Raw genomic sequence first — 20,280 nt, forward strand, 5'->3', positions numbered from 1 at the left:
TTGTCGTCTCTTTCATTCTCGCGGTGCCATGGATGCGTACCGTATCCGAGAAGCGATGTCTTCCCAATCGGACTTGGCGTCTCGCAACCTGTCGACGGGGCCCGCGGTGGCGCGCCTTTGCGGCACGCTTGCGAGGACGGTGGCCAAGGCTGACGGTGCGTCTGGATCGACGAACGCATGGGCATCTGGAACAAGCTCCCGCATAACGGGTATGTCGGAGACCACGACCGGCGTACCGAAGAAACGAGCCTCGGCGGGCGGCAAGCCATAACCCTCATCGCGCGACATGAATATCAGACAACTGGCGTTGGTGTAGAGCCATCTGAGTTCTCCATCCGAAACTCGTCCAGCGAATATAACGTGCCCTAAGTCGACCAGCGTGCGAATGTTCTCTGGCAATTCGGTGGTGGCGCCGGAATACTCAGCGCTACCTACGATGATCAGCGGGTGCGTTGGCGAGAGAAGTCCTGACGAGACCGCCCCGCGAAGAGCGGTGTCGAGGTTCTTTCTCCGGTTCAATCTTCCTACACAAAGCCAGAAGCCATCCCAGTTGGTCGGCACCCCTTCGGGGGTACGAGGTGACGCGCCCGCGAGCGCCGGCGAGATGGCAAGGCTCGTCGCAAGCACCGGCGAGAGGCGTGGGTGCAGCCTCTTAATCCGCGCCGCTTCTGTACGCGAGGACGTGAACACGGTCGACGCGCACGCCGCGAGACGGCTCATGGGCCAGAAGTACAGGCGTTCTTTTCGGGTGAACCAGTGCGGGGATTCCTCGAAGAGCAGATCATGAATGAACACTGCGTTGCGAGTGAAAGGGGAGGTGTAATTATGCGACACGACAAGGTCCACCTGATGGCGTCGAGCCTGAGCGGGCAGTTCCACGACATTCGCAAGTGCCTGCGGAGACAGCCGCGTTGTAACAACCCTCGCCTCGGGCGGCACGTCCACAAGGTCTCTATGTCTTGCGCGCACGGCGAGAAGTATTTCGTCTTCGGGGAAGCGTCGCGACCATCCGAAGACGATCTCGCGCATTACGGTGCGGTTGGCGATCGGGCCGCTGTGCCACCAGAACGCGTCAAACAGGACGCGCATTCAGCGCCCCCCTTAGTGCGGATTCGTAACGTTCGCAGACCGACTCCCAGGTGAACAATTCCTGCTGACGGCTGCGGGCGGCGAGTGAAAGAGCGGACTGGCGGTCACTATCTTGCATCAATTCGGACACGGTGTTCGCAATTCGACGTGGGCTTGGTTCGGTGAATACGCCCGCGTCTCCCAACACCTCGCGATTGTATACAGTGTCTCGGGCAACAGCCGGGGTGCCGCACGCCATTGCCTGAACGAGCGCAGGGTTAGTGCCACCGACGCTGTGGCCGTGGAAGTAGACGCCGCAGTTCTGCATGAGCCGGTGGAGAAGCTGATCGTCCGCGACATGTCCAAGCCAGGTGATGTTCGGTGTCGACTCCGCAAGCAGCCGTGCACAGTCATCGAGTTCTCCGCCGTAGCCAGACGATCCCACAATCACCACCGGCCACGATTTCGCGATTGATTTCGCTGCTTCGAAGAATTCTGGAATAGTGTTTTCCGGTACGAAGCGGGCGACAACTAATACATAGCCGCGGAACTCCAGGCCAAGCGGTGGTTCACTACTTTGTGCGGGGGCGTCGCCCCCGTAGGGGATGTAGATCCCGTCCCGACCGAACTTCGCTCCCCACCAGCGCTTGATCTCATGCGCGTCATAAACGAGCGTGTTGGCCCAGCGTGCTGTGCTCCTCGCGCCGCTGCGAAAGACAGTCTTCGCAATCCGCCCCCACTTGGCACGCTCCCACTCGATTCCATCGACGTTCACGAGTGTCGGGATGCGTGCTGCTCGGAGCAGGGGAAGCCAGAACCCGTTCGCAACATTCATGACGAGTGCGACGTCGCAACCGTCCTTGACTGCTCGTCGCACAGATGTGAAGCCGTATGTGAGAGTACTAAGGGACTTCCGCTCAAATCCTCGCGTGGCGACGGAGTGCACCCGTTGGTCTCGCTCGGGGTCGTCCAATTTCATGGCCTGCGGTCGTCCATACACGACAACGTCCCACCCGGCGTCGCTCAGGTAGGGCGCAAGCTTTCTCACGGCCGTCTCAAAGCCGCCGTAATAGCTCGGGTAACCGCGTGTGCCGATGATTGCGACTTTAGGCAAAGTCTGCCTCCTCGTGAGAAATGAATAAGTGCGACACGATCAATCGGGCAAGGCGGCGACGATCTCGCCGATCGCTGAGGACATTGTCTTCGTGGAGTGTGACGTCTGAACCCGATGTTGGCCAGCGCGTCCCAGATCCCTCAGCTGCTGGGGGTTGTCCAGGAGTCCGACGACAGCTGCTGCCATGGCGCTTGCGTCGCCAGCTGGCGTGAGGCGGCCGGAGGCCTCGTCGACATAATCAGACATCCCGGGTGTGTCTGTCGTGACAACTGGCCGCCCTGTGGCCGCCGCCTCGAGGGCGACGGTCATCCCGGACACGTGATGATTGAAACGCGTAGCGATAGCCACGATGCAGGCGCGGCCGTAAAGATCGCGCAGATCTCGATGAGAGAGGCGTTGCACGCGAACAACACCAGCGGGCACCGGATGGTCGGAGGCAGTCTGAACTACGACCTGGGTTTCCGGTCGGGCGGCCTTGATCTCAGCCATCGCGGCGTACAGCGTTGGTATGTCTCGATCGCGGTCGCCGCCGGCGCTTAGTACAAGCGGCTGGGGAGGGAGGGGCGTTGGCCTGTAGAAGTCCGTGTCGATACCAAACTTTAAGAAGTGCACCGGTGGGCTGTCGAGGCCGAGGAATGCTTTCACCAACGCGACCTGGGGTCGACTAAGGCACCACAGCGCACTCGCTTGCCTAAGGGCCCTCCGGTAGAGGGCTTTGACTGCTCGGTCTCGCGCGTTTACTGGCGGGTCGGTATTCCAGATCACGCCCCCAACTACGTGCTCGAATTGGCGGGAAGCTACGAGCCGAGAGACGCTACTCTCTTCCCACCCGATCGCCACACTTTGCCGCTCTGATTGACGAGTCCAAAGTCGGGGTAGGAATACGTTGCTCGACAACGGGACGGTTTGTAGATTGTACCGATCGTCGAGGCGGTCCAGGCCGTATGGCCAGCGATCCGGTCGTTCTCCCTTCGCGTGCAACGTCTCCCACTCTGCAATGTCCCATGCGGCGGGAAATCCTATCGAGACGGTGCGGGTCATCGGTTTTCCACTCGGTTCAGAACATCTGACGAAAGGACGTCGGTTGCCTTGGGAGCGAAAGTCCCCGAACGAAGCACATGCGTGTAATTCTGGAAAATCGGCCCGATTTTCCCGTAGTTGTTCTCCGTAACGACATACGGAACGCTGAGTAGGCCAGCCAGCACATGCGCATGCAGTCTGTTCGTGATGACTGCACGCCTGCCCCGCACCAGCGTCAGGCCAGCCAGAAGGTTCTGCTTTCTATTGAATTCGTTGGCGTGCCGGATCACGCGAAACATGAGCGCACTATTACGGAGCCAGGGGACGACCCGGGCTAACCGTCCTGGCACACGCGTCACTTTCCACAGGGCTTTCCGCCAACCGGTCAGGCGCCAGTCGCGCACCTCGTCAGACGGCCCAAGGTTCAGTTCGATCTCCGCGGCGAGATCTCCAGCCGCTTCCTTGTCCTCGCGCGCCACGACAAGGATGCCTCGACTCTTCCCGCGCGTTTGAGCCTCTCTGGGTGTCCAACCGAGCGCCATGTCGGGGCACAGTCGAACATTCACATCGGGCAGAGCAGTACTAGCCCTCTCGAGAGAATCCGTGTCGCGGACGAGCAAGGTGAAGTCGGGATGTGCTGAAAGGATCGCATTGGCCTGCGCCGCGCGCGATGGGGACTGGAAATACACGGTCTGCGGGAGCTGAACGATGCGGCGGTCGTGATTGTCAGCTACGATCCGTTCACGAAATTCCTGAAACTCCGGCCATACGTCTCCGAAGTTTCCGCCTCCATGCAGCAGAATCGGTGTGCTGGGAGCGAGTCGATCCAAGAGCTTGCGGCTGTGCCGGAAAATATCAGCTTCGTAGGCGACTCGAACGTGAAGCCGTTTCAAATACTCAATCTCTCCCTGCCAGATCATGTTGTCTCCGACATTCTCATGGGTCGGTATGTCTAGCAGAACGACCTCAGAAGCGCTCGACAGGGTGTCCTGCAAGACAGAGGAAGTGAACGTCCGAACTGCGTCAAGCGATTCGAATGCGGGAAAGGCGGTTTCGCTCACCTAGATATTCCATTCCGGAGGGCGGTTGGCTACAGCTTCGCGCGAAGAAGCTCGCGAATTCGCTGGGTGGGAAGGTGGTTTCGCAACACTATTGCGAAGACCACCGCGGATACTGCAAATGTGAGCGTACTGTAGAAGGAAAGTGGTTCCAGTCCAGCGAAGAACTGTATTACGGCGGCGACGAAAGCGAGTATGGCGGAGGCGCTGACTATCGCGAAAATTGCGAAGATACCACTTGCCCGCCAATCATCAGCCCCTAGCTCGAGCACTGAACGAGCCCGCCAGAGGTAGAGGGGTGCAATGAGCGCGAGGGGGGCGCTGAGGGCCAGCGCGGCGCCGACGATTCCTAGACTGTGCACCAGCGGGAAGACCAGCGCGGCGAAGGCGACAAGCCAGGTGAGTTGGATTAAGAAGAACGCCCCCGGACGTCCGAGAGCGTCGCCGGCGGGAACCAGCGGAATCTGTATCGCGTTGACGACGAACCCGACGAGGAGCACGATCATTGTCAGCGAGATGGTGGCAGTCGGAACGGAGGCGCCGAGCCAGAGGTGGACGATGTCGCTCGCGCCGAATACGAGGACGCCTGCGCCGAGCGCGGACGCGCCGAACGCCGCCGCGCAGAGAGTCGTCAGTATTCGTCTGGCTCTTGGGGGGTCCTCTACAAATTGCCGGCTGAGAGTCGAGCGAAACGGGTCGACGATCCAGGTGAGTAGCTGGCGGGCAGCCGTGTAGACCCGAAATGCTGCGTTGTAGTAGGTCACGTCGCTTGGGCCCATCAGGCTGCCCACAACAACGGTTCCCAGCTGAAGGATGGTCGCTCCTACAAGCGCGACCCCGAAAGAGCGGATACTGTAGCGAAGCATTTTTCGCAGGGCGCTGAAGGCGCCGTGTCGGAAGGAAATCTTCAACAGCTTGCGCCTCGCAAGTGCGATGACCGCCGCTCCGTGAGGAGTAATCGCGGCGATGACTTCGGCAGCCGCAAGCCAAACGATGCTGTCAAAGACCAGGCACGCAGTTAATGTGCCAGCGCAACGTACTGCAATCCCGATGGACTGATTTCTACGTTCAACAGGGAGAAGCCCCGACCCGATCAGCGCTGAGGCAAATGGCGAGACAAGAAGGCACGCCAGCATGAGGGTCGCTAGGAGTGCGAGGGCGTTGGCGTCGGCTGACGACACTCCTGCAGCACCTGCGTTCGACGAGGTGATGAAGATGGCAAGTACTGCGAAGAGCGGTACCACCGCGGTTGCGACCAACATGTTCCACATCAGCCCGCCAGACACGTACTGGGAGAAGGTGTGGCCTTGGACTCCCGCTCTCGAACGGGAACCGAAATGGACAATGGCAGATCCGACACCCACGTCGGCGTACTGGAGGTAGACAGAAACCGCGGAGACGAGAAGCCAAAGTCCGTAAGCCCCGCTACCGATGGTTGCGATCACCAGAGGAAGCAGAGCCAGTCCGACAACGATGCCAAGAAGGCCTGCGCCGGCGCTGCTCAAGATGCCAGCCGCACCACCGTGCTCCTTGTCGCGTCCGCGGAGGGGTCTGCGGGAGGGGGAGCCCGTTCTGTTACCCATCGGCAGGGTGGGCGGTGCCGGTACTGGCTGAGATCCGAGCTGAGAAGTCTGGTGAGCTAAGCGGGTTTGTACGTGCGCTCGACCTTGCCGAGCTGTTGCTGAGGTCGCTCGACATCTGGCGGGGTCCCTTCTTAGATTGCTTCATCTCCGGCTCTCCTGGGCTGAACGCTATCAGCAGGCTAGAAACGCTCGATCACCTTCGCGTGAATATTGCATTTCTTCTGATGAGGATCTGGGGCTGAAAGTGACGTCTTACGTTCTGTTCGTGGGTGTCATTCAGCTGTGTTGTGTAGCGGTCCGAAACAATGCCATCTGCTGGACTGAGAGCCTTCTCAGAAGGGGGGGGCAACCCTCTGCATGGTTGCGTGCATCGCCAGCGGCAGTCGCCTGGATCACGGCGGTGTCGAGAGTGGGGTCTCCGCGGAACGTGAGCGATGGAGTCGAGGCACAGCGCGAAGCGGGACCTTGCGCGTACTTTTGTAGAGGAGAGTCCAGAGAGCGCTGCGGCGGTCTCGTCAACTAGATGCATCGCGACCCTTGCCGGGGCTTCCGGGTGACGACGCGTCAACAGCGCGCTCGAGCGAATCAGCCAGATAGAGAGAAGGCCCCGGATCGTACGATCCGGGGCCTTCTTATTGTTGCGGGGGCAGGATTTGAACCTACGACCTCTGGGTTATGAGCCCAGCGAGCTACCGAGCTGCTCCACCCCGCGGCACAAGAGAAAACATTACCTACAGATGAACGAACCCGCAAATCCGCGCATGCTGCCCGGGAGTGTCGCGAGAGAATAGGCTGGTGAGCAATGATATTGATGACCTCGCCGACGGGCGGCCCGAAACGCCGGCACAGCGCGCCGACCGCAACTGGAGCGAGATTCTGCAGGAGTTGCGGGTGTTGCAGACCGGCACGCAGATCCTCACAGGGTTCTTGCTTGCCCTGGCGTTCCAAGCGTCGTTTAGCGAGCTCGAGACCGCCCAGCGTTTGCTCTACCTCGTGCTCATCTGCCTCGCCGCACTTAGCGCGGTGGTAGCCCTCGCACCGGTGGCGCTCCACCGCGCCGTGTTCCACCTGCAGGTTAAGCCTGCGCTCGTGAGGGTCGCGCACGACGCCCTCCGCGCGGCGCTCGCCCTGGTCTCTCTCTTGTTGGTCGGTGTGGTCGCGTTCGTCTTCGACGTCGTCGTAGGGTTTTGGGCGGCCGTGGCGTCCGGGGTCGTGCTCGGCGTGGTCATCCTCGTACTGTGGATGGTGGTGCCGATGGTGGTCCGGCACCGGGGGAGGGAGAGCGCGCAATGAGTCACGAGACCCTCGGAATCGCCGTCGCACAATTCGCGCCGTCGGCCTCTCGCGAAGGCAACCTCGCGGTCATCTCTGACCTTGCCCGCGTGGCCGCCGATCGCGGAGCCGACGTCGTCGTCTTCCCGGAGTACTCCAGTTACTTCGTCGACCCCTTCGATCCCTCGCTCGCCGAGAATGCTGAAGATCTCGACGGGTCGTTTGTGCGTACGCTGACGGCGCTCGCAGCCGAGCTCGACCTGGTCGTCGTTGCAGGCCTCCTCGAGAAGGCGGACGACGGTCGCCGGGTGCGGAACACCGTTGTAGCGGTAGGAGCCGGTGGCATTCGATCTGTGTATCGAAAGCTGCATCTGTACGACGCGTTCGGTCAGCGTGAGTCTGATTGGGTGGAGCCAGGGGAGATCGCACCGCCCCAGCTGTTCGAGGTGCGGGGCATGCGGTTCGGTCTGATGACGTGTTACGACCTGCGGTTCCCCGAGGTGTCGCGGACGCTGGCCGACGCAAGAGTCGACGTCGCACTGGTTCCCGCCGAATGGGTGCGTGGTCCGCTGAAGGAGCACCATTGGACAACGCTGCTGTCCGCTAGAGCAATCGAGAACACGTTCTTCGTGGCCGCGGCCGATCACCCGCCACCGCTCGGTGTCGGGCATTCGATGATCGTCGACCCGCAGGGCGTCACGCTAGCTCAGGTCGGCACCGCGACTGGTGTGGCGATGGCGCACATCGATCGGGCCGTGATCGCGCGTGTGCGACGTGTGAACCCCGCGCTGGAGTTGCGGCGCTATCGCGTCACGCCCCGCTAGGGCGGCGGATGCCATATTTCAGGAGGAATATCGCAGCGCCGGAGGCGGGGTCGCATTGAGTCCCCGCCTCAGGCTGCATCCACGAAGAAATTCAGCCTCGCTGCCGCGCCAGAGTCAAAGGTGCGGGTAAGGGCGTGACTCGCCTCAGATACAGACCGGTACCACCGCTTCGTCAGTGTTCTCACTACAGCCCGGGCCCGTGCGAAGTTCTGATCCAAAACTTCGAAGTGTGACGGCCGATCGTAACGCTGGTCAGCATCACAGCCGCCTCGCAGCACTCTGGAGACAAGCGCGGTCGGCGGATGACAGGAACCCTCGATGCACCCGTCCGCGAGAGCGGGTTTTCCGAGCACCGGATCTCATTCGAGAGCAGCGGCGGTGGGTTCCCCACCAGGCTCCTGCCGTCGACCCCGTCCAGGCTCTCACCTCGGGCGGGCTGCACGCACTCCCCACCACCCGATAGACAGACTCGGCCGACCACACCGCCCGCGAATTCGACGGCAACATAATCGTCGTTGCAGGCGGCGAGGGCTGTGGGCTCGCCTACATCGGAGCCCTCAGCCTCTCACCCTCTTTGAGGGGGTGCTCTAACGAACTCGGTCTTTCATCGCGGCGCTGACCGTTCCAACTGACACATGATTCAACCTTGTGTCTCGCCGATGCGGACGGAAATGAGCAGGTCGTGGTTGAAGTGTCCCCCGCGGGACCCGGGACCGCGCCGCGATAGCCGCAAAGACGAGAGTTAGCGTGGCAAGCGCGTACCAGCTCATGAAGTCGAACGACATGCCCATCCCCAGCAGCCCGATCCAGCCAGGCAGATACCGACGGCTGGATCGGACTGTCAGGCCAACGAGAAAGACGACCGCCATCGCAAAGCCGATGAGCCCACCTTGAGCGAGGAAGCTTACGTACTGGTTGTCGATCGTGTAGAAGCCGTCGTTGAAGAAATAGCCCGACGTGTAGAGGTTCCGCACGTCGTACCCGCTACCAAAAAGAGCCTGCGGGGCGTCTCTACCGAAAGCGAGCAAGGGAAACGCGGCGATGGAGTTGAGTCGATGGCCTGCATTGCGCTGGTCGAACTCTTGCTCGAAGACTGCGGCGGGAAGCCCTCCGGCGAAGAGTATGAGCGTCGCTGCGGCGGCTATCAAGATCGCGAAGGTGACCCCGATGAGGGTTGACCGGTTTAGGAACCAGTAGAGGACAATCAGCGCGGCGATTGCGGCTGAGGATGCGCTTCCTGTGAGCACCACCCCAAGGAGGAAGATACCCATCAACACCATGCGTATCGCGGCGTTCGATTGACGCGCGCACATAAAGCCCAGAGCGATGAGCAGAACAAAGCTCAGCGCGAGGGGGTGGGCAAGCGTTCCCTGCGCTCGCGCAGCACCCTCGAAGAAAGGGTTCTCCGGCGATAGACGGAAGGGCGTGCCCAGAAAGACTCCGGTCTTAAGAAACACCTCTCCCACCGCCAGTGCCGTCTCGGCTACCGCGATGATGATAACGACCCGAACAACGCCGCGCTTCTCGGCGACTGTCGCGCTGCACGCTGCCCAGTAGGCGGGGATGGTAATTGCGCCAATGAGCAGAGAGAACGGGTTGGCTTCGGTGAACACCAGCGATGAGATGGTCACAAGCAGGTAGAAGCCCACGAGCGGCCACACGAACGGTGGACGCTTCATACGGTCGTGTGCAACTGTGATGCCCGTGACGAGCGCGAAGAACGCCCCGGCTATTGGGTAAAAGCTCCCGAGCGGAAGATGCGCCAACGCGGACGACGGCACAAGGGTCAATATGGCGATTGCAACGCCAAGACCAACGGCTAAGGCCCGACCGGGTTTCTCAACCATCGTGGGCCGCGGCGCGCATGTCATCGATCGCTTGCAGCGCAGCGACAACCGCCCCGCTGGAGGCGAAGGACACGCTCAGGAGGACCACGTAACCGAGGCTCCAGCCTAAGAGCGCCCCCAGAAGCGTCGGCGTGAGGCCCGCGAGGACGGCGTAGGCGCCTACATTCGCCCGCGCTTCCGTCTTCATGGCGACAACGGTACAGCAACCCCCGACTGCCTTTCGTGAATCGTCTACCGAGGGCGATGGATGGTTTTCCCGCGAAATGATGTCCTGCCCAGACGACGGCGAGCGGAAAAGCAGCGGTTACGACAGCAAGTACGGGAGCTGGCAGCCGGATTGAGACGACTCCCCCGTGGTGACCTATCCGACCAATGAGGGAGCGTACTGGGGCAGCTGAGTTCGAGCGGCTGTCAGAGAGGCTGTCCCGCGATGCCGTCGATGTTCGATCAGGCCGGCAGGATCTACTGCTGTGTCGGCCATGGCCGGACCATGCCGACCCCCATTTAAGTGGCGGTATCAGCCACTACGAACCTGCGCAGGTCACGCTCAAACTGTGCCGGCTCGGCCTCGAGCGCACCTTTCGGTTATAAGTTGCCAGAGCTCAAGAAATACCGGCCGTTCGCGCTTAGTGGGCCACTGCCGAGACGGGCGTTGAGTAGACCACATCGGCCGACTCGTTGCGTCCTGACCGCCCAGTGCCTCAGTTGAACGTCATCCCCGCCAACCGCCCCACCGCATCCTCCAACACCTTCACCCGCTTGCACGCCGCGAATCGCACCAGCGTGGCGTAGTCGCCGCGGTGCTCCGGCGTGACGAACGCCGTGAGCGGAATCCCGACTACCCCTGCGCGGGCGGGCAGCTCGCGGCAGAACGCGTCGGCGTCGGTGGCGCCGAGGGGGGGGCGGCATCCACCACCGTGAAGTACGAGCCCGCGGGGGAGGAGACGTCGAACCCCGCCGCGCGGAGCCCCGTGCCCAGCAGGGCGGCCTTGGCGGCCATCTCCGACGCGACCGAGGCGAAGAAGGCATCGGGCAGGCGCAGGCCGACGGCGATCGCCGGTTGAAAGGGCGACCCACCCACGTAGGTCAGGTACTGCTTGACCGCGAGCACGGCCGACACGAGGTCGGCGGGGCCGGTGACCCAGCCGGTCTTCCATCCGGTCAGCGAGAACGTCTTGCCGCCCGACGAGATCGACAGCGTCCGCTCGGCCGCCCCGGGGAGAGTCGCGATCGGCACGTGCGGCCCGTCGAACACCAGGTGCTCGTACACCTCGTCAGTGACGATGATCGCGTCGTGCCGGTGGGCGAGGCGTACGACCTCGTCGAGCACCTCGGGAGAGAACACCGTGCCCGTCGGGTTGTGCGGGTCGTTCACGAGGATCACGCGCGTGCGGTCGGTGACGGCGGATGCCAACCGCTCGAGGTCGGGCTGGAAGTCGGGCCACCGCAGGGGCACCGGCACGAGCGTGGCGCCCGAGAGGGCCACGCAGGCCGCGTACGAGTCGTAGTAGGGCTCGAACACCACGACCTCGTCGTCGGGGGAGTCCACCAGGGCGAGCAGGGTCGCGGCGAGTGCCTCGGTCGCCCCGACCGTGATGAGCACCTCGCGCTGCGGGTCGAGCTCGATCCCGTAGAAGCGCTGCTGGTGCTCGGCGACGGCGGCCAACAGGTCGGGAAAGCCGCGCCCCGGCGCGTACTGGTTGACGCCCGACGAGATGGCCGCGCGGGCGGCATCCAGAACCGCTTCGGGCCCGTCCTCGTCGGGAAAACCCTGCCCCAGGTTGAGAGCCCCGGTCGCGGTGGCGAGGGCGCTCATCTCGGCGAAGATGGTGGGAACCGACGAGCCGTCGGGCGCGAGCAGACCCGCGCCGCGAGCGGTGCGCTGCCAAGCGCCGGGGATGTGTCGCATGGATCCAGGATGCCGCACCCCCGCGCAACGCAAGCGGGAATGCCACGCGGGTCTCTCCTGCTAGACCCATAGAGACGGCCCACGCCCGTCATAGGTGGTCCACAGGATCGGTGGTCATCGTAGAAGCACCTGGAACAAGGAGCATCCCATGAGCGACAACACGGACAACCGCCCCGCGGGCGACCACAACAGCCACCTCGACAACTCCGCCGCGAACGGCGCCGTTCCCGCGTCGCCGCAGCCCGAGTCCACCACCCCCGCGGTGCCGCGCTACGACGTGCCGCCGGTGCCCACGCGTTCGCCGGCCTCGGCCGCCGCCGCCTGGCCCCCGCCCGCCGCCGGCACCGCACCGCAGCACCCCGGTTACGCCTCGGCCCCCTCGGGCGCGACGACGCCGACCGGTCAGGCCTTCGGCCCCGCCGCCACCGACGCACACCCCACCCTCGCGATGCCGTCATCGACGTCGACCGCCCCCCGCAAGAAGAGCTCGGTGCCGCGCGTCGCGGCCCTGCTCGTCGCGGCCGCCCTCGTCGGCGGTGGCGCGGGCCTCGGCGGCACCTACGCCGGCCTCAACCTCTGGGGCGGCTCGAGCACCTCCGCGGCGTCGGGACCCTCGGCCATCACGGTCAACAACCCCGACAGCGTCAACAACACCTCGGCGGTCGCCGCAAAGGTCGTCCCCAGCGTCGTCACCATCAGCGCGACGGCCGGGCAGTCGGGCGGCACCGGTTCGGGCGTGATCCTCAGCCAGGACGGCTACGTGCTCACCAACACGCACGTGGTCACCCTCGACGGTCAAAGCGGCAGCGCAAAGATCTCGGTCACCACCTCGGACGGCAGGGTCTACTCGGCCAAGGTCGTCGGCACCGACCCCACCTACGACCTCGCCGTCATCAAGCTCGACAACGCCTCGGGTCTGACCCCCATCGAGTGGGCCGACTCGTCCAAGCTCAACGTCGGCGACAACGCCATCGCGATCGGCGCCCCGCTCGACCTGCCCAACACCGTCACGACCGGCATCGTCAGCGCGCTGAACCGTTCGATCCAGGTCGCCTCGTCAGCCGCCCCGAGCGACGGCACCGACCAGCAGCAGCAGGAGCCGGGTCAGGAGAGCCCGTTCCGCTTCGACTTCGGTCAGGGCCAGCAGCAGCAGTCCGCCAACCAGACGATCAAGATCGCCGTCATCCAGACCGACGCCGCCATCAACCCCGGCAACTCCGGTGGAGCGCTCGTCAACAACGAGGGCAAGCTGATCGGCATCAACGTCGCCATCGCGAGCGCCGGCGGATCGTCGTCGGGCGGACAGTCCGGCAACATCGGCGTCGGCTTCTCGATCCCCTCCGACATCGCCAAGCGCATCTCGCAGGAGATCATCGACAACGGCTCCGCCACGCACGGCCTGCTGGGTGCCTCGGTTCAGGATGCCGCCTCCATCCAGGGAGCGACCACGACCGGTGCCTACATCGCCGACGTCTCCAGCGGAGGGGCGGCGCAGGCGGCCGGACTCCAGAAGGGCGACGTGATCACCAAGGTCAACGGCATCCCGGTGACGAACTCCATCGACCTCACCGCCCAGGTGCGCGCGCTCGCCGCGGGCAGCAAGGCCGAGATCACCTACAACCGCTCCGGCCAGGAGAAGACCGCCGAGGTCACCCTGGGCTCGATGCCCACGAGCTGACCCGCTCCGAGCGACGAAAACGCCACCCCGCCAGACAGTGCGGGGTGGCGTTCTCGTGATGAAGTGAGCGGTCAGCGCAGGGGTGCCAGGCGCCCGATGGCGGCGAGGGGGATACCCACCCAGTCCGGGCGATTTCGCGTCTCGTAGATCGCTTCGTACACGGCCTTGTCGAGCTCGAACGCCTCGAGCAGAGGATCGTCGTCGGTGCGGGGGCGACGCGTCGTGTCGGCGTATCCGTCGAGGAAGGCCTGCTGCGCGGCGATGACCCACGCGCGCACGGCCTCGCCGTCGTCGTCGGCCACGGCACCCGAGACGTAGTCGAACGAGCGGAGCATGCCGGCCACGTCGCGGACCGCGACATCGGGCTGGAGGCGCTCGTTGATCGGACGAAGGGGCTCACCCTCGAAGTCGAGGAGCACCCATCCGTTCGAGGGCGTGTCGAGCACCTGACCGAGGTGCAGATCGCCGTGGATCCGCTGCAGAGCAGGCCATTTCGCGGCCAGAGCGCGGGCGTAGACGTCGCGGATCTGCTCCTCGTAGGGCTGCAGAGCGGGCACTTCCCCGAGCGCGATCGTCAGTCGTCGCTCCCACGCGCCGGTGATGGCGGAGCGGTCGGCCTCGCTCGGATCGAGGGTCGAGAACTGCTCGGCGAGTGCCACGTGCATGCCGGCGACGCTCGCTCCGAGGGCGTACGCGCGGTCGGCGAAGTCCTCTCCGGCGGCCGCGGCGTCGAGCGCGACGCGCCACGCGTCTTCGACTCCCTCAAAGAATTCCTGCGCGAAAGCGAGCGATCCGCTGACCGGAACACCCTCGGGCGTCATCCAGATTCCGCGGACTTCGCCGATCGCTCCGGGCACGAAAGCGGCCCCTCCGGCGGCCAGGGCGGACTGCAGCTCGACGTCAGGATTGATGCCCGGATTCACCTGTCGGAACAACTTGCAGATGACGGGCAGACCCGGCTCTTCACCCTCGGGCCGGTAGATGATCGAGGTGTTCGACTGCTCGCCGCTCAGCACGCGCGCGGTCATCTGCGGAGCCAACGCCCGCCCGCCCGTCGCCCCGAGCGGAATGCCCCGGAACCCGTCCTCGTCCGAACCCACCTCGCCGCCGACCGTCACCAACGCGTACAGCGCATCGGTGAAGGCGGGGTCGGTCGTGGCATCCGTCCACACGAGCCCGTCGTCGGCGGCGCCGATCAGACTCCCGGGAGGAACGGACCCCTCCGGCCGGCGCGCAACCGGCACCTGGTACACGATCGCCGGGTGCACGGCTTCGTCGCGCACCAGCAGCAGTCGCGCATCGGCGGCATCGAGCGGCCAGTCGGCCACGAGAGTCAGCCGCGGATCGCGGCCCTTCGTGCCGTACCAGCGCTGACGCGGCATCCAGACAGCGAGGAGATCGAGGAGGTCGCCCATGTCGCGAGGCTAACGCGCGGGTCTTCGCATCGCGAAGGTCTTGCGCGCGCCCCCGTGTCGATGAGAAAGGGTGAGCCTCAGGATGCCGACATGCGGTCGTCGTCGGCCGCCTCGAGCCCCGACTTCTCGGGGCGGTTCTTGCGCCCCGGGAGGGCCTTGCGGGCCAGCGAACCCGTGCGACGACCGGCCCCGGCGATGGCGCCGCCGACGCGGCGGACACCGCCCACCGCGGCGCGTTCGAGCCGCTCGCTGCCGGGCGTGGGCTCGAGGTCGGCCGGGAGCGCGAGCGGGGGAGTGCCGAACGCACGACGGGCGTTGACGAGCACGCGACGGCCGAGGATGTGATTGCCCGCACCTCCGACGACAGCGCCGACGCCGAACGGCAGCGCCTTGCCGATCCACGACGCACCGCCGCGCGTGGCGAACTGCCGCACGAACGTCGTCTTGAGGCGGTCGACGAGCGGCCCGACCATCGCGCGGGGAAGCGTCTTGGTCACCATCTCTCCCCAGTAGCTCGAGCGCGAGACGCCGCGACCGGCGGCCTGCGACGCCAGCTGCGACACGAGGTCGATGCCCTCCTTGCCGAGCATGAGCGCGAGAACCAGAGCGCGAGCGCGGTCGGGGTCTTCGACGACGACCCCGTGCACTTCGGCGACCGACTGCGCATAGAGAGCCGTCGCCTCGAGGAAGCCCACGGTCTCGACCCCGCTCAACGCGAGCGTCACGCCCGTGCCGATGCCGGGCACCACGGCCGTGGCCCCGACCGCAGCTCCACCCGTGGTGACGGCCGCGAGATAGCGGCGCTCGAGGATTCTCAGGATCTCGTCGACGGTGGCATCCGGATGCCGCAACCGCACGCTGCGCAGGTGCGCGAGCACCACGGGTCGCTGCACCGAGAGCACGCGATCGAGCAGACGGATGGTGCGCGGGTGCTCCTCGGACCCCACCGGCGGGAGGCCTCCTTTCCAGGGGGCGTCGTCGGGCAGGGTGTGGATGCGGTGCACCTTCTCAGCCATGCCTCCATCCTCACCCCGGTGGCGATTCGGCCGGGGGCGGTTGACGGCGGGGCGCTCCCGGGGCGCGACGGGGCGTGAGGGGTCGAGAAGTGTTGCCCCCTGGGGGCGCGAAGCGACAGAATTCGACCTCTCACGCGGGGACGGAGAGAAGCCGACGGGATGCCGCGCACCGACGTCATCCGTTCAGATGAAATGTTTCGCACTGGTCGTCGGGTCTTTCGCTACCTGTGAGTGTGTGCGGCGCGCGACCAGGCGTCGGTCGGTGTCGGAGGGGGTTGGTAGTTTGGTGCGATGACAGCGTCGCTGCCGGTGCCCCCCGAAAAGTCCTCTCCAGAGACCGAGGGCGCGTCGGCGAGCGCCGAAGCCTCGGTGTCGCCCCCGCCTAAGCCCCGCACTCCGCGGACGACGACCCCGCGTGCGCCCCGGCGCCCCGCCGCGGCGACGGCGTCGGACGACGCCGAGTCCGAGTCGGCCACGGCGCCCAAGCCGCCGGCGAAGCCGCGTGCCCCGCGCACGACGGCCGCGCGCGCCGCCTCGGGCACGTCCGCGACCGCCCGCACGGCCGCCGCGAAGAAGCCCGCGACTCCGCGAAAGCCTGCTACCCCGCGTACCACGGCCGCGTCGAAGGCCGCGGGAGCGAAGCCCGCCGCCGCAGCGAAGCCGGCCGCGGGAGCGCAGCCCGCTGCCGGAGCGAAGCCGGCGGTTCCCAAGAAGCCGGCCGCCCCGCGGCAGACGGCGGCGGCGAAGGCAGCCGCGGCGAAGGCAGCCGCTCTCGAGGCCGCCCAGGACGAAACGTCGACGACGGCGACCGATACGGTCGCGCCGAGTGTCGGCATCCCTCCGCTGGTTCCCGATGACATCGTGGTGCCCCCGCGTCCGCCGCTGCCGGGTGCTGAGCCCTCGGGCGAGGCCGCGCCGGCTCCACTGGTGGTCGAGGAGCCCGCTGGTGACTCTGCGGCTGCGCCGGAGGTTGTGGTCGAGGAGCCCGTTGGTGACCCTGCGGCTGCGCCGGAGGTGGCGGTCGGGGATCCTGCGCCTGAGCTGGCTTCGGCTGGGGCGGCTGATGCTGACCTGGAACCGACGGATGCGGAGCCTGTGGTTGATCCCACGCCCGCCGATGTCGCCGTCGAGGAGCCCGTGATCGAGGCCACTGACGCGTCGGTGTCCGAGTCTGAGCCCGTCGACGTGGCGGAGCTCGAGCCCGCTGAGGCGTCTCCGTCGGAGTCTGAGTCTGCCTCGGCGCTCGCCGCCGAGCCGGTCGCCGAGATCGTCACCGAGAAGCCGCTCGAGGACGACGACCGAGCCGAGGTCTCGGGCGACGCGTCGAGCGCCGTCGCCGGGTCCGCCGGTACCTCCGACATCGACGACGCGGCCGAGCCCCACGACCCGACCCCCGCCGACGTGCGCGTGGACGAGGCCGCGGCGGGGTCGAACGAGTCTGAACTGCTCGTCGAGAGCGTCGCCCCCGACGGAGCGGACGCATCGGCCGAGGCCGAGGAGACGCGCGAGCCCGAGACCGCTGTGTTCGCTGCCGCCTCGGCTGAGTCGAGCGACGACTCCGCCCGCCACGGCGACGACCTCGAGCCCGCGGTCGTGGCTGCGCCCGCGGTCGATGGGGTCACGGCATCCGCTGACGAGACCGCCGTCCCCGCTCTCGCACTTCGGACGATCACGAAGAGCTTCGGTGAGCTGCGGGCGGTCGACGCGATCGACCTGACCGTTCCCGCCGGTGCGTTCTACGGTCTGGTCGGCCCCAACGGTGCCGGCAAGACCACGACCCTGTCGATCATCGCGGGACTGCTGCGACCCGATCGCGGCACCGTCACGATCAACGGCGTCGACGCGGGCAAGCGCTCGCGCGAAGCGAAGAAGCTCATCGGCGTGCTGCCCGACCGGCTGCGCACCTTCGACCGGCTTACGGGCCGTCAGCTGCTGTCGTACTACGGCGCTCTGCGCGGGCTCCCCGCCCCGCTCGTCGAGAGCCGCACGGCCGACCTCGCCCGCGCGTTCGACCTCGTTGAGGCGCTGTCGCGTCCCGTGTCGGACTACTCCGCCGGCATGACCAAGAAGGTCATGCTCGCCGGCGCGATGATCCACTCGCCGCGCCTGCTCGTGCTCGACGAGCCGTTCGAGGCCGTCGACCCCGTCTCGAGCGGCGTCATCCTCGACATCCTCGGCACGTACGTCGAACACGGCGGCACGGTCATCCTCTCGAGCCACGGCATGGAGCTCGTCGAACGCGTCTGCTCGCGGGTCGCGGTGATCGTCTCGGGTCAGGTGCTCGCCGAGGGCACCGTCGACGAGGTGCGCGGCGAAGGAACGCTCGAGGAGCGCTTCCGCGAGCTCTCCGGTGGGCTCGGCGACGTGGAGGGCCTCGAGTGGTTGCACACGTTCTCCGCCTGAGGCTCGCCATGATGCTGGGCGCCCTGCGGGGCGACCGGCGCGAAGTCATCCGGCGTGCCATCGGCGTGGTCATCCTGATCGCCGCCACCGTCGTGGCCGCGATGAGCGCGGCCGGTCTCGCGGATGCCAGCAGCCTCACCACGGCCGTCGTCACGGTGCTCGCGGGCTCGGCGGTGACGCTCGGTTTCGCGGTCGGTCCGCCCGTCACCGCGTCGATCGACCCCCTCGACCCCCGGCGCTTCGCCGTCGTGGGCCCCGAACCCCGCCCCCTGGCCGGAGCGCTGCTGCTGGCCGGCTTCCTCAGCGTCCCCGTGCTCGTGGTCCTCGCCCTCGGTGTGAGCCTCGCGGTCGCGTGGGGCGCTCACGGAGCATCGGCCTGGGCGAGCGTGGCATCCGTGGTCCTGGGCCTCACGACATGCGTCTTGTTCGCACGGGTGAGCATGGCGCTCGGCGCTCTCGTTCAGCGCCCCCGGCAGTCGCGCGAGCTCATCGGCGTGTACCTGGTCGCCGTGCTCGTCGTCGTCGTGCCCGTGGGCGTCTTCCTCGGTTCGCTCGAGTGGCGCGGCGCCGTGCCCTCGCAACTCGCGTCGGCCGCCGAGGTTCTCGCGTGGACGCCGATCGGCGCCGCGTGGGGCATCGCCCTGGCGCCCTCGGCCGGAGCCGCCGTGGGCAGCTTCGTCGTGGCCCTGGCCACCGTGCTCGTTCTCGCCCTGGCGTGGTTCGCGCTCGTCAACACCCTGCTCACCACGACCCGCCGCCCCATCGCCGTGCGCGAGCGCGGCGGTCTCGGATGGTTCGCGATCCTGCCCGGAACGCCCGGGGGAGCGGTCGCCGCCCGCAGCCTCTCGTACTGGCTGCGCGACCGTCGCTACATCGTCAACGTCATCATCGTGCCGATCGCCGCCGTCGTCTCGACGGTGCCGCTGCTGGTCGCCGGGGTGCCGTTCGAACTCGCCGTCCTCTTGCCGGTGCCGATCATGGCGCTGTTCTTCGGCTGGCTGCCGCACAACGACCTCGCCTACGACTCCACCGCGCTGTGGATGCACATCGCCAGCGGCATGCGCGGGACTCCCGACCGCATCGGACGACTCGTTCCGGTGCTGCTCATCGGCATCCCGATCCTTGCCATCACCCTGCCGCTCGCCATCGTCGCCCACGGGCGCTGGGCCGTCTTCCCCGCCATGGTCGGCGTCTGCGCGGCGCTGTTCCTGGCCGGGCTCGGACTGTCGAGCATCTCGTCGGTCGTCGCTCCCTACGCGGTGTCGCGGCCGGGTGACAGCCCGTTCCAGCAGCCGCAGCGCACCGGCTCGGGCGGCGTCGTCGCCCAGGGTCTCGTAATGGCCGGGGCGATCGCGGCGGCCTCGCCCGCGGCGTGGCTCACGTGGCAGGCGATCAACGGTCAAGAGATCGACTCGATGCTCGCTCTCTGGGCCGGCGTCGGCGCCGGAGCAGTCGTGCTCGTCATCGGTGTCACCGTCGGTGCGGCGCTGTTCGAACGTCGCGGAACCCGGCTCATGGAGTTCGCCGAAGCGACCTGACCTCGCATCGCACCGACCGCTCGGGGCGTACCGCGGCTACACTGGCTCTCCATGAGCACGCCTCTCGACAGTCCTGACAGCGGGGGTCTCGCGACCCTGGATCGTGAGCTCGAAGAGCTCATCCGCGAAGAGAACATCGAGCCCGGTGATCACGAGCGCTTCTCGCATTACGTGAAGAAGGACAAGATCCTCGAGTCCGCCCTCAGCGGCAAGCCGGTGCGTGCGCTGTGCGGCAAGAAGTGGACGCCGGGGCGTGACCCCGAGAAGTTCCCCGTCTGCCCGCAGTGCAAAGAGATCTACGAGTCCCTCATCAACTGAGGGTTTCTCACCCCGCGTGAGGGGTCAAAAAGTGTCGCCGGCGCTGACACCCAGCGACACTTCCTGACTCCTCACGCGCGTTTCGGACCTGGTGCGCGAGGCCCCTTGCCGCACTTGCCGCACTTTGTCGCCGCGCGGCCCGCCCGGTGGCCATTCGCGGCAACTCAACCCGGTGACGGTGGCGGACTCGTGCGCGCGCCATGGCCGCGAGCCGCTT

Annotated in this window: 16 protein-coding genes, 1 tRNA gene and 1 pseudogene; 6 read left to right on the top strand and 12 right to left on the bottom strand. The window is 66.1% G+C overall.

Annotated features, from left to right (window positions below; all coding sequences use genetic code 11):
* Positions 1–12: 12 nt before the first annotated feature.
* The 6 genes from QBE02_RS00740 to QBE02_RS00765 form a co-directional block, all read right to left on the bottom strand.
* Complete coding sequence (locus QBE02_RS00740; RefSeq protein ID WP_279366724.1) at positions 13–1,089, bottom strand: glycosyltransferase family 4 protein; 1,077 nt, start codon at positions 1,087–1,089, stop codon at positions 13–15.
* Positions 1,073–2,182: a glycosyltransferase gene (locus QBE02_RS00745; RefSeq protein ID WP_431844575.1), complete on the bottom strand. Its 1,110-nt coding sequence runs from the start codon at positions 2,180–2,182 to the stop codon at positions 1,073–1,075. Before QBE02_RS00745 ends, QBE02_RS00740 begins: the two co-directional genes overlap by 17 nt.
* Positions 2,183–2,221: 39 nt before the next feature.
* Positions 2,222–2,827, bottom strand: a complete 606-nt coding sequence (locus tag QBE02_RS00750) for a glycosyltransferase family 4 protein (protein WP_279366725.1) — start codon at positions 2,825–2,827, stop codon at positions 2,222–2,224.
* Positions 2,828–3,219: 392 nt separating this feature from the next.
* A complete protein-coding gene (locus tag QBE02_RS00755) occupies positions 3,220–4,263 on the bottom strand; it encodes a polysaccharide pyruvyl transferase family protein (RefSeq protein WP_279366726.1) in 1,044 nt (347 codons plus the stop codon).
* A 29-nt stretch (positions 4,264–4,292) separates the two neighbouring features.
* Positions 4,293–5,765 carry a lipopolysaccharide biosynthesis protein gene (locus tag QBE02_RS00760; RefSeq protein WP_279366727.1) on the bottom strand — a complete coding sequence of 491 codons (1,473 nt, stop codon included), beginning with the start codon at positions 5,763–5,765 and terminating at the stop codon, positions 4,293–4,295.
* 716 nt (positions 5,766–6,481) lie between these two features.
* Positions 6,482–6,555, bottom strand: a tRNA-Met gene (locus QBE02_RS00765).
* An 83-nt stretch (positions 6,556–6,638) separates the two neighbouring features.
* Here QBE02_RS00765 and QBE02_RS00770 point away from each other — a divergent pair.
* On the top strand, positions 6,639–7,136 hold the full coding sequence (locus QBE02_RS00770; protein ID WP_279366728.1) for a DUF6328 family protein: 498 nt from the start codon (positions 6,639–6,641) through the stop codon (positions 7,134–7,136).
* A complete protein-coding gene (locus QBE02_RS00775) occupies positions 7,133–7,939 on the top strand; it encodes a carbon-nitrogen hydrolase family protein (protein ID WP_279366729.1) in 807 nt (268 codons plus the stop codon). The genes QBE02_RS00770 and QBE02_RS00775 overlap by 4 nt, the downstream gene beginning before the upstream one ends.
* A 587-nt stretch (positions 7,940–8,526) precedes the next feature.
* Here the strand turns inward: QBE02_RS00775 and QBE02_RS00780 are convergent.
* The 3 genes and pseudogenes from QBE02_RS00780 to QBE02_RS00790 form a co-directional block, all read right to left on the bottom strand.
* Entirely contained in the window at positions 8,527–9,786 is a 1,260-nt protein-coding gene (locus tag QBE02_RS00780; protein ID WP_279366730.1) for a hypothetical protein, read from the bottom strand.
* Positions 9,779–9,973, bottom strand: a complete 195-nt coding sequence (locus QBE02_RS00785; protein ID WP_279366731.1) for a hypothetical protein — start codon at positions 9,971–9,973, stop codon at positions 9,779–9,781. The genes QBE02_RS00780 and QBE02_RS00785 overlap by 8 nt, the downstream gene beginning before the upstream one ends.
* Positions 9,974–10,487: 514 nt before the next feature.
* A pseudogene (locus QBE02_RS00790) lies at positions 10,488–11,695 on the bottom strand (aminotransferase class I/II-fold pyridoxal phosphate-dependent enzyme).
* Between the two features lie 148 nt (positions 11,696–11,843).
* On the opposite strand from QBE02_RS00790, the gene QBE02_RS00795 reads away from it, so the two are divergent.
* On the top strand, positions 11,844–13,373 hold the full coding sequence (locus QBE02_RS00795; protein WP_279366732.1) for a S1C family serine protease: 1,530 nt from the start codon (positions 11,844–11,846) through the stop codon (positions 13,371–13,373).
* Positions 13,374–13,444: 71 nt separating this feature from the next.
* Here the strand turns inward: QBE02_RS00795 and QBE02_RS00800 are convergent, their stop codons facing one another.
* From QBE02_RS00800 to QBE02_RS00810, 3 genes are all read right to left on the bottom strand, one after another.
* Positions 13,445–14,788, bottom strand: coding sequence for a maltokinase N-terminal cap-like domain-containing protein (locus QBE02_RS00800; protein ID WP_279366733.1), 1,344 nt, complete (start codon positions 14,786–14,788; stop codon positions 13,445–13,447).
* A 77-nt stretch (positions 14,789–14,865) separates the two neighbouring features.
* A complete protein-coding gene (locus tag QBE02_RS00805) occupies positions 14,866–15,804 on the bottom strand; it encodes a hypothetical protein (RefSeq protein WP_279366734.1) in 939 nt (312 codons plus the stop codon).
* Positions 15,805–16,025: 221 nt separating this feature from the next.
* Positions 16,026–16,640 (bottom strand): hypothetical protein, encoded by a 615-nt coding sequence (locus QBE02_RS00810; RefSeq protein ID WP_279366735.1) that lies wholly within the window; start codon positions 16,638–16,640, stop codon positions 16,026–16,028.
* A 259-nt stretch (positions 16,641–16,899) separates the two neighbouring features.
* Here QBE02_RS00810 and QBE02_RS00815 point away from each other — a divergent pair, with 259 nt between their 5' ends.
* From QBE02_RS00815 to QBE02_RS00825, 3 genes are read left to right on the top strand one after another with little or no spacing between them, the layout of a single operon-like run.
* Positions 16,900–18,207, top strand: coding sequence for an ABC transporter ATP-binding protein (locus QBE02_RS00815; protein WP_279366736.1), 1,308 nt, complete (start codon positions 16,900–16,902; stop codon positions 18,205–18,207).
* Between the two features lie 8 nt (positions 18,208–18,215).
* Positions 18,216–19,745 (top strand): hypothetical protein, encoded by a 1,530-nt coding sequence (locus tag QBE02_RS00820; RefSeq protein WP_347710269.1) that lies wholly within the window; start codon positions 18,216–18,218, stop codon positions 19,743–19,745.
* Positions 19,746–19,796: 51 nt separating this feature from the next.
* The gene (locus QBE02_RS00825) at positions 19,797–20,063 is read left to right on the top strand and encodes a DUF3039 domain-containing protein (RefSeq protein ID WP_056230575.1); all 267 of its coding nucleotides are present in this window, start codon (positions 19,797–19,799) and stop codon (positions 20,061–20,063) included.
* The last annotated feature ends 217 nt before the right edge of the window (positions 20,064–20,280 follow it).

It is taken from the genome of Microbacterium testaceum (genome assembly GCF_029761935.1).
Lineage (GTDB): Bacteria > Actinomycetota > Actinomycetes > Actinomycetales > Microbacteriaceae > Microbacterium > Microbacterium testaceum_A.